The sequence below is a fragment of the Nocardia sp. CC201C genome, from assembly GCF_030010695.1.
Taxonomy (GTDB): Bacteria; Actinomycetota; Actinomycetes; order Mycobacteriales; family Mycobacteriaceae; genus Nocardia; species Nocardia otitidiscaviarum.
In genome coordinates, this window is sequence record NZ_JASCXP010000167.1 from 1 (window position 1) to 14,648 (window position 14,648).

Annotated in this window: 6 protein-coding genes and 1 pseudogene; all 7 read right to left on the reverse strand. The window is 68.6% G+C overall.

Annotation, left to right across the window (positions count from 1 at the left end; genetic code table 11):
• Window positions 1-120: 120 nt before the first annotated feature.
• Window positions 121-1,665, reverse strand: a complete 1,545-nt coding sequence (locus QK444_RS18545) for an acyl-CoA carboxylase subunit beta (protein WP_029930422.1) — start codon at window positions 1,663-1,665, stop codon at window positions 121-123.
• Between the two features lie 19 nt (window positions 1,666-1,684).
• Window positions 1,685-6,967 carry a polyketide synthase Pks13 gene (gene pks13, locus QK444_RS18550; protein WP_282781985.1) on the reverse strand — a complete coding sequence of 1,761 codons (5,283 nt, stop codon included), beginning with the start codon at window positions 6,965-6,967 and terminating at the stop codon, window positions 1,685-1,687.
• A 99-nt stretch (window positions 6,968-7,066) separates the two neighbouring features.
• Entirely contained in the window at window positions 7,067-8,989 is a 1,923-nt protein-coding gene (fadD32, locus tag QK444_RS18555; protein ID WP_282781987.1) for a long-chain-fatty-acid--AMP ligase FadD32, read from the reverse strand.
• 224 nt (window positions 8,990-9,213) lie between these two features.
• Window positions 9,214-10,233 (reverse strand): LLM class F420-dependent oxidoreductase, encoded by a 1,020-nt coding sequence (locus tag QK444_RS18560; protein WP_282781989.1) that lies wholly within the window; start codon window positions 10,231-10,233, stop codon window positions 9,214-9,216.
• A 174-nt stretch (window positions 10,234-10,407) separates the two neighbouring features.
• Complete coding sequence (locus QK444_RS18565; protein ID WP_282781991.1) at window positions 10,408-11,382, reverse strand: cutinase family protein; 975 nt, start codon at window positions 11,380-11,382, stop codon at window positions 10,408-10,410.
• Complete coding sequence (locus QK444_RS18570) at window positions 11,379-11,909, reverse strand: DUF732 domain-containing protein (RefSeq protein WP_029930427.1); 531 nt, start codon at window positions 11,907-11,909, stop codon at window positions 11,379-11,381. The genes QK444_RS18565 and QK444_RS18570 overlap by 4 nt, the downstream gene beginning before the upstream one ends.
• Window positions 11,910-12,682: 773 nt before the next feature.
• A pseudogene (locus QK444_RS18575) lies at window positions 12,683-14,485 on the reverse strand (alpha/beta hydrolase-fold protein); the annotation flags it as partial.
• Between the last annotated feature and the right edge of the window lie 163 nt (window positions 14,486-14,648).

Genomic DNA, 14,648 nt, shown 5'->3' on the forward strand with positions numbered 1-14,648 from the left:
CGGGCAAAGCGGCTCGCGTGCCGAACGCGGGCAAAGCGGCTCGCACGCCGAACACAGGCAAAGCGGCTCGCACGCCGAACGCGGGCAAAGCGGCCTCGCACGCCGGGCACGGGCTGGCTTCTACAGCGGCAGCAGGTGGTGTTTGCGGGGGTTGCGGGCGACGGTCTTGTCGCGGAGCAGATGCAGCGCCCGGCGGATCTCCAGGCGGGTGGTGGCCGGTTCGATGACGGCGTCGATGTAGCCGCGTTCGGCCGCCACCCAGGGGGTGGCGACGGTGGCGTTGTAGAAGTCGATCATCTGCTGGCGGATGGCGGCGCGCTGCTCCTCGGGGGCCGCGTCGATGGTCTTCGCGCCGATCAGGCTGACCGCGCTCTCCGCGCCCATGACCGCGATGCGGGCGGTCGGCCAGGCCAGATTGACATCCGCGCCGAGCTGCTTTGATCCCATGACGGCGTAGCCGCCGCCGTACGACTTTCGGATCACCACGGTCACCTTGGGGACGGTGGCTTCGACGAAGGCGAACAGGAATCGGCCGCCGCGCTTGATGACGCCGATCTTCTCCTGCTCGACCCCGGGTAGGAAGCCCGGCGTGTCCACCACGAACACCAGCGGGATCTCGAAGGCGTCGCAGAGCCGGATGAAATGGGCGGCCTTGTCGGACGCGCGGGCGTCCAGCGCACCCGCGTACACCATCGGCTGATTCGCGACCACACCCACACTGCGGCCGTCCACCCGGGCGAACCCGCAGATCATGTTCTTGCCCGCCGACTCACCGAACTCGTGGAAATCGCCGTCGTCGAAGATGCGCAACAGGATCTCGTGCATGTCGTACCCGGCATTGTCGGCGTCGGGCACGATCGAGTTCAGTTCCAGATCGGTTTCGGTGATCTCCGGCTCCAGGCCCGGATTCACGATCGGCGCCAACTCCTGGCAGCTCGACGGCAGATACGACAGATACTCGCGCACCCACTGGAACGCCGCCGCCTCGTCCTTGGCGACATGGTGGATATTGCCGTACTGCGCCTGGCTGTGCGCGCCGCCGAGCTCCTCGAGACTCACATCCTCGCCGGTGACCTCGCGAATCACCTTGGGGCCGGTGACGAACATGTAGGCGGCCTCGGTCGCCACCACCACATCGGTATTGATCGGCGCGTACACCGCGCCGCCGGCACAGCTGCCCAGAATCATGGAGATCTGCGGCACCAGACCCGACAGCGGCTCCTGACGGCGGCCCAGCTCGGCGTACCAGGCCAGCGACGTCACCGCCTCCTGCACGCGTGCGCCGCCGGAATCGTTGATGCCCACCACCGGACAACCCACCTTGGCGGCGAACTCCATGATGCCCGCGACCTTGCGGCCGAACATCTCACCGACCGAACCGCCGTACACGGTCTGGTCGTGGGAGAACACCGCCACCGGGCGGCCGTCGACGAGACCGTGCCCGGTGACGACGCCGTCGCCGTACAGCGCCTTCTTGTCACCGGGATTGCGAACCAGCGCACCGATTTCCACGAAGGAGCCCGGATCGAGCAGCATATTGATCCGGTCGCGGGCGGAAGGGATACCCTTGCGCGCCCGCTTCGCGACTCCCGCTTCACCCGCCGGTTCCCTCGCGACGTCCAGCTTCTGTCGCAGGTCGGCGAGTTTCTCGGCGGTAGTGCTCACTGGTCTCCTTTCGCGAAACCTAGTTCGCGGAATCGATCTCGGTCAGCTTCTTCGTCAGGTCGGCACCGATGGTGGCGATGCGGGGTTCGTCGATGATCTGGAGGTGGTCACCCGGGATGTGGATGATCTCCAGATTCGGGATGTGCTCATCCCAGCCGCCATTCGGCTTACGGTCGCCGAATCGCGGTTCCAGTTCGATGATCCCGTCGTGGTAGCGGTCGGCGAGGTAAAGAACCACGTGACCTTCGTAACGCGACGGAGTGACCTGCTGGAGTTCGCGATTCTCGATCCACGACTGCTTCTGATGCTCGAGCACCCCACCCGGGATGTCGACGCCCGCGAATTTCACCAGTTCGATGATGATCTGGTACTGCTCCTCGTCGCTGGCGGCGGCCAGTTCCTCGATCTGCTCGTCGTCCAGTTCGCCCTGGAAGCCGTAGGTCTTCTGGGCGAACGCCTGGAAGCGCCGAATCCGCGCCACCCGGGCCTCGGGCGAATTGTCCTCGGGCTCGGTCGGAATCGCGAGGTCGATCAGACCCACCAGGCGCACATCCGCGCCCTCGGCACGCATGATCTGGGCGACCGTCAGCGCGAACACCGCACCCAGCGACCAGCCGTAGAAGACGTACGGGCCATCCGGCTGGATCTTGCGGATCTCCGGAATGTACTGGCGGGCACGCTCTTCGATCGAACCCTCGGCCCGTTCGAAGCCGTACATGGGCGTATTGGCCGGAAGGCGCTTCAGCAGCGGCTCGTAGACCAGGGTGTTGCCGCCGGACGGGTGGAAGACGAAGACCGGCAACGCATCCGAGCCGGGCTCCTTCGCGCGCAGGGTGCGCACGAAGCCGTCCACGTCGGCCTTGTCCTGGAAGCCGCGCACGATATCGGCCATCTTCTCGATGGTTTCGGCGTCGCGCAGCTCGTCGATGTCGATCTGGGCCTTGACGCGTTCCGACAGGCGGGCTGCCAGCTTCTCCATTGTCTGGTCGTCCAGGATCGGCAGGGCATTGAAGATGCCGCCTGCCGACTTGCCGGTCACCACGGCCCAGGTGGCATAGGTGAGGCGTTCGGCCGCGTCGCGCGGGGGGACGTTGTCCTTGTCGGTTTCCGCTGCCGGAGGGGCGGCCTCGAAGGTGTCCGGTTGGGAATCGCTCTCGCTCGGAGTGTGCTGCGCTTGCCCACCCTGCGCCCCTGGCGCAGACTGCCCAAGCGCAGCGGTGTCGGGGGCAGGCTGGCCCGACGCGGCGTCATCCGCGGCAGGCTGGCCCGACGCGGAGGTGTCCGCGGCAGACTGGTCGGGTGCGGCGGCACCGTCGGGGTTGCCGAGGGCGGCGGCCAGGGGGTCTGCGCCGGTGGCCATGGCGGCGCGAGCGGCGGAGACGAAGTCGGCGTCGACCGCGAGTTCGCCTTCGCCGGAGGCTTGGCGGGCGGCCAGGGCGGCGACCTCGTCGCGGTGTTCGATGGCGTAGCGCAGCACCTTGCCGACCTCGAGGAGGTTGGCGTCGCGGACCGCTTGCACCTGGAGTTGCGGGATGTCGAATTCGTATTCGACGCGGTTCTTGATGCGCATGGCCATCAGGGAGTCCAGGCCGAGTTCCATGAGGGGGATCTCCATGGGGAGGTCCTCCACGGCGTAGCCCATGGATTCGGCGACGATGATGGCCAGGCGGTCCTCGATGGTCTGGGAACTGTTGGGATCCCAGCGCTCACCCGCGGCCGCGACCACCGCGACCTCGGCGGGGGCCGACTCGGCCGCCTGCTGGACCGGTTGCGCGGCAACGGGTTCCGGCAGCGGGGCACCCGAGGTCACGACACCGTCGAAGAGCAGCGTGAACGAGTTGCCCACCTTGGCGTGCACCTGCGCCGCCGCGCCACCCGGGTAGGGGGTGAGCGTGGTGGTGAGGGTACCCGCCGCCGGGATGGGGCCGTAGGCGTAGGACGCACCGGCCTGCACGTCCGAGAACACCTGCGCGGCAGCGGCTTTCACCAGTGCGCCGAGATCGGTGACGGCAGCGGCCTGCACCTCCCACACGTGGCGGCCGTCGGGCAGCGACACGTGCGCGCCCGGCACCCGGGTATTGCCGGAGCCCGACGCCAGCGCCACTTTGGGCCAGTATTCCTTGCGCACGAACGCCGTCCGCGGAATATCCGCGTAGTCGCCCGCGGGCAGCAGCGACGGCAGGTCCACCCGGTGGCCGTTGACGTACAGCTGGGCGAGCGCGGCGATGACGGCCGCCGACTCGTCCTCCTTGCGCTTCAGGGTCGGGATGAGCGCGGCATTGTGCACGCCCGCCGCGTACGTGGTGCCCAGCACCTGCATGAGCGCGACCGAGTTCGGGGCCAGCTCCAGGAAGGTGGTGATACCGGTGTCCACCGCCTGGCGCACGGCATTGGTGAAGTACACCGAGCCGCGCATATTGGTGACCCAGTAGTCCACATCGTGCACGGGGGCGTGGCCCGCGCGGTACACGGTGTCCTTGTGGGCGGTCGAGTACAGGTCCACCTTCAGCTTGGTCGGCTCGATACCGGCCAGCTCGGCGGCGAGTTCGCCCAGCAGCACATCCATCTGGGAGGTGTGGCCCGCGCCGCGGGTCTGGAGCACGCGGGCGAACTTGCCCTGCTCCTCCACCTTGGCGACGATGGCGTGCACCTGATCCGGCGGGCCGCCGATCACGGTATTGGTCGGTGCGGCGTACACCGCGACCTCCACATCCGGATACTCCGGCAGCATGGCCTCGATATCGGTGGCGCTCAGCTCGACCAGCGCCATATTGCGCACCTGGTCGTCGGTGATCATGGCCTCGCCCTCGCCCATGAGGCGACCGCGCGAGCAGATCACCCGGACGGCGTCCTCCAGGTTCATGCCGCCGGAGATATAGGCCCCGGCGACCTCACCCTGCGAATGGCCGACCACGCCCGCGGGTTCCGCGCCGTGGGCGCGCAGCACGGCCGCCAGACCCACCTGAATGGTGAAGGTGCCGACCTGACCGGTGCCGATATCCCAGTCCTGGGCGTCGTCGAGGATCATCTCCTTGACCGAATACCCGGCCTCGTCCACCACGAGTTCGTCGACCTGGTCGACGGTCTCGCGGAAGATGCGGTTCTCCTGGTAGAGCTGCTTTCCCATCTTCCGGTGCTGCGCGCCGAAACCGGCCATCACCCACAGCGGGCCCTCGGCCGCCGGGGAATCGGCGGTGAAGACGCCCGGGCCGGGCTTACCGGCTGCGATGGCGCGCAGGCCCGCGATCGCCTCGTCGCGGTTCTTAGCGATGACGACGCCGCGCGAACGCTGGTGGCTGCGCTTGGCCAGTGCCCGGGCCACATCCTCGAGCGGGGTGTTCTCGCCCGCGTCGCTCTCCAGCCAGTCGGCGAGATCGGCGGCGGCGCGCTTACGGCGCGAGGGCAGGTACGCCGACACCGGCAGGATCACCGGCAGCGGCTCGTCACGTTCGGCCCATTCCGGCTCGGGCGCGGCGGCTTCCACCAGCTTCTCGGCCTCGGCCAGCACGTCGGTGGCCTCGTTGTCGAGTCCGGAGCTGTCGAGGCCGGAGCTGTCGAGATCGGCGGTGCCGCCGCTCTCCGGAACGGCCGGGGTGGGCACGTACTCCTGGATGACCACGTGGGCGTTGGTGCCGCCGAAACCGAAGCCGGAGACACCGATGGTGGCCTTGCCGCTGTAGCGCGGGAACTCGGTCGGCTGCTCGACGACCTTCAGGTGCGCCTGGTCGAACGGGATGTACGGGTTCGGCCCGGCGAAGTTGATATTCGGCGGAATGACATTGTGCTGCAACGCCATAATGATCTTGGCGAGGCTGGCCGCACCGGCTCCCGATTCCAGGTGGCCGAAGTTGGTCTTGGCCGAACCGAGCAGGGCGGGCTTGTCGGCCTCGCGACCGCGACCCACCACCCGGCCCAGGGCGTCGGCCTCGATGGGATCGCCGATCAGGGTGCCGGTGCCGTGCGCCTCGATGTAGTCGACGGTGGAGGGCGCGATACCGGCATCGCGGTAGGCGCGGCGCAGCACGTCGGCCTGCGCGTCCGGGTTCGGCGCGAAGATGCCGTTGGAGCGGCCGTCATTGTTGACGGCCGAGCCCTTGATGACCGCGTAGATCTTGTCGCCGTCGCGTTCGGCGTCGGCCAGGCGCTTGAGCACCACCAGGCCCGCGCCCTCGGAGCGGACCATGCCGTCGGCATCAGAAGAGAACGCCTTGATGTGGCCGTCCTTGGCGACCGCGCCGTTGATATCGAAACCGAGGCTGGCCATCGGGGCGAGAATCATGTTCACGCCACCGGCCAGCGCCACATCGGAATCGCCGTTGCGCAGCGACCGCACCGCGTCGTGCACCGCCACCAGCGTGGAGGAGCAGGCGGTGTCGATGGTCACCGACGGGCCGCGGAAGTCGAAGAAGTAGGAGACGCGGTTGGCGATGATGCCCGTGGACGCGCCCAGCAGGGCGTACGCCTCGGCCGACAGGGGCACGTTCGGATCGGGCTCCTTACCCAGACCCAGCGCCGTGACCAGCATGAAGTCGCTGGTCGACGAGCCGATGAAGACACCGACCGGGCCGCCCTTGAGATCGCTCGCGGGAATCCGCGCGTGCTCCAGGGCTTCCCAGGTCAGCTCCATCATGAGCCGCTGCTGCGGATCGACGCGCTCCACCTCGATGGGCGACATGGCGAAGAACTCCGCGTCGAAGCCCTTCACCACGTCCTGATCGAGGTAGCCGCCCTTGGTATTGCCGTTCTCGATGGCGGCCAGGGCCTGCGGGTCGGATTTGAACTCGTCCCAGCGGCCCTCGGGTAGGTCGCGAATGGCGTCGCCGCCATTGAGAATGAATTCCCAGGTCGACTCGGGTGTATCCCCGGCACCCGGCAGTCGGGTCGACAGGCCGACAATGGCGATGTCGTGCGCCTCCCCCGGCTGATATCCGGCGGTATAGAAGGAATCGTCCGGCGTGTCCTCCGGCGCGTCCGGCTCACCGTTGATGATCCGCTCGGCCAGTGAGGCGATGGTCGGATGCTGGTAGACGATGGTCGCGTTCAGCACCACCCCCGTGAGGTCCTCGATATCGCCGCCGAGGGCGAGCGCGTCGCGGGAGGCGAGGCCGAACTCCTCCATCGGCCGGTCCACCGTGATGTTCTCGATGGGCTGACCGGTGGCGTCGGCCACCCAGCGCCGCAACCATTCTCGCAGCTCAGCCACCGACATATCGGTGCCTGCGGCCCGTTCGACAGTCGCGGTCGCCTCGGTTGCCGCGGACTCGATCGTCTCGGTGGGGACGTTGCCCTCGTTCTCAGCCATCAGTTCTTCAAGCTACCTGTCTGCGTCGGGTGCACGGCACTGAATGCAGTGAATGGCGCGGGCCACACGACCCGCGCCATTGCGTATGAGGCTTACGCCTCACTCCTCGTCTGGTGCATCGGGGAAAGCTTGCTGCGTGTAACCACCACGCAGTGTGCCCTCCAGATATGCCGCCTTGCACGCGCGGCGCGCGATCTTGCCGCTGGAGGTGCGCGGAATCGAGCCCGCCGGAACGAGCAGGATGTCGCGGGCGGTCACGCCGTGCCGCTGCGAGACCGCCGCGCGCACCGCGTCGGCGATCGGCTGCGGATCGGCCTTGCCCGCGCCCGGACCGCGCTCGGCCACGATGACCAGCTGTTCGGACGCGTCGTCGGCGTCGAAGGACAGGCCCGAATGGCTGTCGGCGGCAAAGACTTCGGCGGGCAGCTGATTCGCCGGGACGGCGAAGGCGGCGACGAAACCCGGACGCAGCGCGGTGGACGCCTCCTGCGCGGAGAACTCCAGGTCCTGCGGGTAGTGGTTGCGGCCGTCCACGATCACCAGGTCCTTGACGCGGCCGGTGATGTAGAGCTCGCCGTCGATGTACACGCCGTAGTCGCCGGTGCGCATCCAGTGCGCGTCGTCCGGGGTGCCCTCGGCGTGGCTGCCCTCGGGCAGGCGGCGCACCAGGCGGTTACGGAAGGTGTTCTGGGTCTCGTCCTCGCGACCCCAGTAGCCGATGCCGATGTTGTTGCCGTGCAGCCAGATCTCGCCGACGCGGCCCTCGGGCAGCTCCAGCGCGCCCTCGGGGTCGTCGATGGTCTCGGCGTCGACGATGGTGGCCCACTGCGAATGCGCGACGTAACCGCAGCTCACCTGGGCGATGGAGTTGGGCGTGCCCTGCTCCACCTTCTTGACACGGCCCGCGTTGAGCTCGTCACGGTCGACGTAGATGACCTTGGCCTCGTCCTCGTGGCGGGTGGCCGACACGAACAGGGTGGCCTCGGCCATGCCGTAGCAGGGCTTGATGGCCGTCTTGGGCAGGCCGTACGGGGCGAACGCCTCGTTGAACTTCTTCATCGAGGAGACCGTCACCGGCTCGGAACCGTTGATCAGGCCGATGACATTCGACAGGTCCAGCGTCTCGCCGTTCTTCGGGCGACCCCGCGCGGCGGCGTGCTCGAAGGCGAAATTCGGTGCCGCGGCGAACGTTCCGGCCCCGTCGGCGACGGCCGCGAGCTCGTTGATCCAGCGCGAGGGACGGCGCACGAACGCCGACGGCGACATGATGGTGATGTACTTGCCGCCCACGGCGGGCAGGATCACCGTCAGCAGACCCATGTCGTGGAACAGCGGCAGCCAGGTGACGCCGCGGGAATTCCAGTTCAGATCCAGGGCGTGCACCATCTGCAGCAGGTTGGTGCCGACGGCGCGGTGGGTGATCTCCACACCGGCCGGGACGCGCGTGGAACCCGAGGTGTACTGCAGGTACGCGATGTCGTCCACGGTGATGTCCGGACGCACCCAGGTCTCGCCGACGCTGTCGGGGATGGCGTCGACGGCGATGATGCGCGGACGCTGGGCGGCGGGCAGGGCGCGGAAGAACTGGCGAACACCGGCGGCGGAGGAGCTGGCCGTCAGGATCGCGGAGGGGGTGCAGTCGCCGAGCACGGCGTGCAGGCGGTCGGTGTGGCCCGGCTCGTCCGGATCGAACAGCGGCACCGAGATGCAGCCCGCGTAGATGGCGGCGAAGAAGGAGATGACGTAATCCAGCCCCTGGGGGGCGAGGATCGCGACCCGATCGCCCTCCTTGGTCACCTGCTGCAGTCGGGCGGCCACCGCGCGCAGCCGCGTGCCGAACTGGCTCCAGGTCAGGTCCTGGTACTCGCCGTCGCGCTCCCGCGAGTAGTCGATGTAGCGGTACGCCAGATCGTTGGCGTCGTTACCGATCGTGTGCTTCTCGACGTAATCGACCAGGGTCCGGCCCTCGGGAATCGTGATCTTCCCGGTTTCGTCCAGGTAGTCGTCGAAAGTCTCGTCCATTCCTTCTCCTCCGAGGCACACGAAGCAGGGGCGGCGATACGGCCGCTGTTACCTGTGAGGCCCCGACTCTCTTTCGCCCGCCGGTGCTCTAACGTGCAAGAGCCAACCTGCAGAATTCTGTTGCGGTCTGCGCGGTGACCGCCTATTGGCTAGATGTACTCAAACCAGGGACATGTTACAGAGCAGGCGCCGGACCAGTGTCCGGAGCGATCCGATCTGCCTGCTCACTCATGTCGCAACAAGGGGATCACCGGTGCGAATGCCTCCATCTGAGTGGGAAATACGCCCACGTAGGACATGGATGTGAGTTGCCGCACCCGGCGGATGTGGTCGGCGATCTGCTCGTGGGTGCCGATCGCCACATACGGTGACTCGAGGATCTGCTCCACCGACAGCCGTACGTCCACATCCAGGTTCGGATGCAGGCCCTTGTCGATCGCGTCGAGCGCCATGGCGGCGGCGCGCTCCCGATCGTCGGTGACGATCACCGCGGTGATCGCCCAGTTCAATTCGATCTCCGGGAAGCGCGGCCCGGCCGCCTCCCGGATGATCCGCACCCGCTCGACGGTTCGGTCGAGCGTGATACCGGACAGCAGCATCCGTCCTTCGGGTGTGGTGGGCGGCACCACCGAGATGATGTCGGCGTGCCGGGCCGCCAGGCGCAGCAGGCGCGGTCCGCCGCCACCGGTGGCCAGCGGGGGACGCGGGCCCTGCCGCGGTCGCGGCGCACCCCTGATCCCCCGCACCCGGTAGTGCTTGCCCTCGAAGTGACATTCCTGACCGCGCAGCAGCACGTCCAGGATCGTCAGGGTCTCGTCCAAGCGCTCCAGTCGCACCGCGGGTGCGTCGAAGTCGATGCCCGCCGCGTCGAAGTCGTCGGCCAGCCAGCCCGCGCCCACACCCAGCTCCAACCGGCCCCGGGACAGCACATCCAGGGTGGCGGCCTCCTTGGCCAGCACCACCGGATGCCGAAAACCGTTGGCCAGCATCGAGGTTCCGAGCCGGATTCGGTCCGTGGCCACCGCCAGGGCACCGAGGGCAGCGATCGGACCCACCTGGGGACCCAGGGCATCGGGTACGGCGAACGCGTCGTATCCGAAATCCTCGGCCCGCTGCGCGAGCTTGATGAACTTGCGCGCCCCGCCTTCGGACGGGTTACCCTCGCCGGCCGCCGCGAAGCGGAATGCCCGCGGCGGTGTACTCGGCACGGTCTCGCGACCGGCCGGTACGGCGACTCCTGTCATTGAACTGATGCTCCTGGCTGAGATCGATTGCTCTGCGCCGCCGGGCCTCATCGACCGGCGTCACAATCTCGGAGCACTTTACAGGTTGTGCGCCAAACCACGGGGTCGGTCGACGGGCGCAAGCCCCCAATACGGAGGGTTGTTCGCCACAGCGCCCCGACCAGGTGGTTCCGGTCACGAATGCGGTGGATGCGGAGCGCCCTCGATGAGCCCGGCCGCCCAGTTCACCGTCCACTGGGTGGCGGTGGTGCCGCTGTCGTCCACCACGTACCCGTTGTAGAGGCTGTGCACCGGGTTCCCGGCCGCGCGCACCAGGGTGCCGACGCTGCTGAGGAAATTGACCGGGTTCAGCGCCTGATCCGGGGAATCGCAGATGAGGTCGCCCGGGGCGCAGATGGTGTAGGTGCGGTCGGCCAGCTTGCCGAAGCCGGGCCGCGGTCCGGTCATGGTGATGCCGGGGACGTTCAGGCCCTTGAGCGCGACCTCCGCGCCCACCCCGGGCGGGGCATTGCCGATTTCGATGGCCTGTCCCGGCCCGTCGACCCGGCGGCCGTCGGCGAGCACGGTCACGCCGAGCACCTTGTCGGCGGGCACCGGGCCCTTGCCCGCGCCGATATCCGCGGCCACGTCACCGGCGATCACGGCACCCTGCGAGAAGCCCGCGATCACGTAGGTGGTGAGCGGACAGTCCCGATGGGTCTGCGCCAGCTTGTCGGTGGCGCGGGCGATGCCCTCGGAGCGGCTCTTGTTGTAGGACTGCTGACCGTCCGGCGGAATGGCGATGGGATTGGAGAACTGCGCCACGTACGGGACGGTGTAGACCTCCACCCGGTCGTTCGGGAACCGCTCCCGGATCGGGTTGGAGATGTTCAGCATGAGCGAGATCGGATTGGCCGACGGGTTGTAGGGGTCGTCGTCGCTCGACGACTCCCAGGTGCCCGGCACCGACAGCATCAGCACATCCGGGCAGGACGCGGGCTGGGAGGTCGGCTCCTTCGGCCCGGGCGGTGTCGGGCCGGGCAGGCGCAGCCGCCCCGCCAGCAGGTACCACAGCAGGATCACCACGACGATGATCAGTGCGACCACCGCCAGGAACAGCAGGCATCCCGCCGGTGCGGACCGGCGTGCGGAGCGGCGGCGCGGGGTCACCGGCAGTAACTCGCGGAGGCGACTTCGTAGTAGATCTTCCCGGCCTCCTCGACCGGCATCTTGCTCGGGTCGAAGGTGGGATCGGAGCCCGCGATGGCGGTCACGTAGGTGATGATCTGGTCCTCCGGCGCGCCTTCGGACTTGCCCTGGCACACCAGGTTGCCCGCGCTGAGCGCGATATCCGGGGAGGACGGAGTCACGCCGCGCTTCTTCAGTTCCTCGATGTAGGTCCTGTCCTTGTCGCTCAGCGCGGGCGCGTCGCTCTGCGGCGTGACGAATTCGGTCGGCACCGGCTGCGGACGTTCGGTGTTCTCCTCCGCCGGAGGCGCGGCCGATTCGGTCGACTGCGGCGATTCGGGGGCGGCCGACTCGGTGGTCGAGGGCGCCGCCGACGAGCTCGCCTGCGTGGTCGAGGACAGCGTGGGCGTGCTGGTCGCGGTCGAATCGTTATCGCCGCAGGCGGCCAGCAATCCGGCGGCGGCGCACGCCGCCACCACGCCGATCACTTTTCCACGGGTCCGTTGCATGAATTCGCTTCCTCGGATCTATCAGGGCACAGATGTCCAGGGGCACAAGGTCGCCACCAGGCTAGCGGCAAGGTAGCGAGAAGTGTTGCCCAGCAAAACGAACCTCATGCAGTTCTTAGCGCCGCCACACGTGGTGACCTGCGCCATTCCACCGACCGGCCGGATATGACGGGGAACGCGTGTCTTCGCGCCGCGCACCGGCTGTCCGGGCGCAGGGTTGATCAGGGGCGCTGCGGCGGGGTCGCCGCAGGGATGTCGAGCACCACGGCCGGACCGCCCGGTGTCGCGGGCGGAATGTCGAGTACGACGGCGGGCGCGGGTCCCGGCTCGGGCATGGCGTTCGGGGGTGCGGCGGCCGGAGCCGGGGTGAGAGGTTGCGGGGCGGCGGACGGCACCTCCGGCGGGGGTGACTGCGGCACCGCGGCAGGCGGCTGCGGCACGATCACCTCGGGTGGGGCGGGCGTGGCAGCCGAGGGCTCGGCCGAGGTGGTATCGGGGGCGGGCGCGGCCGCCGAAGGCTGCGGCACAACGGCTTCGGACACCGCCGCACCGGATCCGGCGACTTCGGACGCGGCTACCTCGGACGCGGCTACCTCGGACGCGGCGGGTGCGGCGGCCGGAGCAGTCGCCACGCCGGGCTGCGTGGCGGCCGGAGCGGCCGGGTTCTCGTGGCCGGGTGACGGGGGAGCCGGGGCGGCCGGGTCCGGCTGTCGCTGGTCGTTCGGCGCGGGCGGGGGGCCGGGGAGGGCGATGGGGCGGCCGTCGAGGGCGACCACCTGGGCCTTGTCGTCCTTGACGACGATCGTGCCGAATTGGAAGGTCTGCTGGCTGCCGCCGGGGATCTGGGTTTCGTCGCCGGTCGGGAAGCCGAGTTGTCCGTTCTCGAAACCCAGTGCGCCCCAGGCGTCCATGACCGCGCCGTTGCGCACGCCCCACGCGCCCGACAGCGGGCTCCAGTAGATATTGCCGCCTTCGAACCGGCTCATCCGGCCGAAGTCCTTCAGGCCGACCTCCCCGGCGGTCGGGAAGCCGAAGACGCTGTTCTCGAAACCGAGCTGGGCGTACTTGCCGAGGATCAGCCCCTGCACCAGATGCGCGCCGGTCGCGGGGCTGAAGTACATCGGGCCGTGCTCGAAGCCCTGCACCACGCCGTCCTTGTGCGGGGTCGCCTGCTCGGCCCCGGTCGGATAACCGGCCGCGCCGCCCTCGTAGCCAAGCCGCGCCCACTCGTCGAGGATCGCGCCGCGCACCGGATGCGCCCCCGTCGCCGGGGTCCAGTAGATGAAGCCGTGCTGGAAGGGCTGGAAGCGACCGCGGCCGTCGGGCAGCGCCGCCTCACCGCCGGTCGGCATGCCCAGCCCGGAACCCGGTCCGGCCACGCCCTGGTAGCTGCCGCCGATCATGCCGCCGGTCGGGATCGCGCCGGTGGCCTGCGAGTAGAACACCTGTCCGCCGGTGAAGTCCTGGGCGATACCGCCGGGCACCTGGTATTCGCCGGTCAGGCAGCCGCCCAGCCAGTTGTTGGCCTGCACCGCCCCGGCGATCGCGCCGCCCACCGAGCAGTTGGCGGGTGTCGCGTCCACGCCGAGCGCCGCCGCGGCCTGCGGCCAGGACTGCCGCATCTCGAAATCCCAGTACGGCCAGGTGTGGGTGCCGGAGGCCCGGTAATTCACCTGCACCGGAATGCTGATCTTGTTGAGTTTGGCGACGAAATTCTGGGTCGTCAGCCGCGACAGCACCTCCAGGCCCATCCCGGCGTAATTGGTGGTGATGCCCGGAATATCGGAGAGCGGATCGGTCGCGCCCGCGGTGCCGCTGCCGCTGGAAACGTACAGGCTGATGTTCTTCAGCTGGTCCGCCAGCTGGTACGGATCATGCTCGGCCCACAGCGGACTCGTGGGCGGCCCGAACATGGCCTCGGAATCGAACCCGCCCGCGTCGCGCATGGCGAAATTCACCGCCTGCGGCATGCCGAGCGTGGTGAGGGTCAGGAATCCGGAGTAGGAGGCGGCGTGGCGCACCCAGCCGGGATTGCGCGCGGCCAGGAACATGGCCGCCGTTCCGCCCATCGAAAGGCCCTCCACGCCACGCACATTCGTGGCGCGCCACTGACCCTCCAGCAGCGGCGGGAGTTCCTTGGTCAGGAAGGTTTCCCACTTGTAGTTGTGGCCGTTGTTCGGTTGCAGCCAATCGGCGTAGAAGCTGGACTGGCCGCCGACCGGCAGTACCACGGTCACGTTCTTGTCGGCGAAGAACTCGTCGGCGCTCGCGTCCTTGGTCCAGCCGTTCTCGTCGTCCTGGGCGCGCAGCCCGTCGAGCATGTACAGCACCGGGAACTTGGCGTCCGGGCGGGTGTTCCAGTCCCGCGCCAGCAGCAGCTGTATCTGCACCGCCTCGTTCATGGCGGGTGAATGCACCCACAGCGCCACGCGCCGGTCGGTCAGCCACACCGCCCGCTGCACGGTCGCCGGAGCCGATACGGCGGCCTCGGGGGCGGCCACGACCGGACCCGCGACGGCGATCCCCGCCGCCAACGGCAGCAGAGCGACGGCGCAGGCGACCCAGCGCCGCGCCATTCTCGCCTCACGAACAACACCAGTCACAGGAGTGTTTGTACCTCCAAAAAGAGGAAAGACCGGGAAGACGCGCGGTAATCGGTCCCGGTTGGCGGAAGATGTCCAGGCCGAACCGCGCGCTCGGCGCAATTGCGACGCCGCCGCACCTACCGGTCCGCGTGGG

Coding starts and splice junctions, on each gene's coding strand:
- pks13 (WP_282781985.1), bottom strand. CDS start 6,967: ATGGCTGAGAACGAGGGCAACGTCCCCACCGAGACGATCGAGTCCGCG.
- fadD32 (WP_282781987.1), bottom strand. CDS start 8,989: ATGGACGAGACTTTCGACGACTACCTGGACGAAACCGGGAAGATCACG.
- QK444_RS18560 (WP_282781989.1), bottom strand. CDS start 10,233: ATGACAGGAGTCGCCGTACCGGCCGGTCGCGAGACCGTGCCGAGTACA.
- QK444_RS18570 (WP_029930427.1), bottom strand. CDS start 11,909: ATGCAACGGACCCGTGGAAAAGTGATCGGCGTGGTGGCGGCGTGCGCC.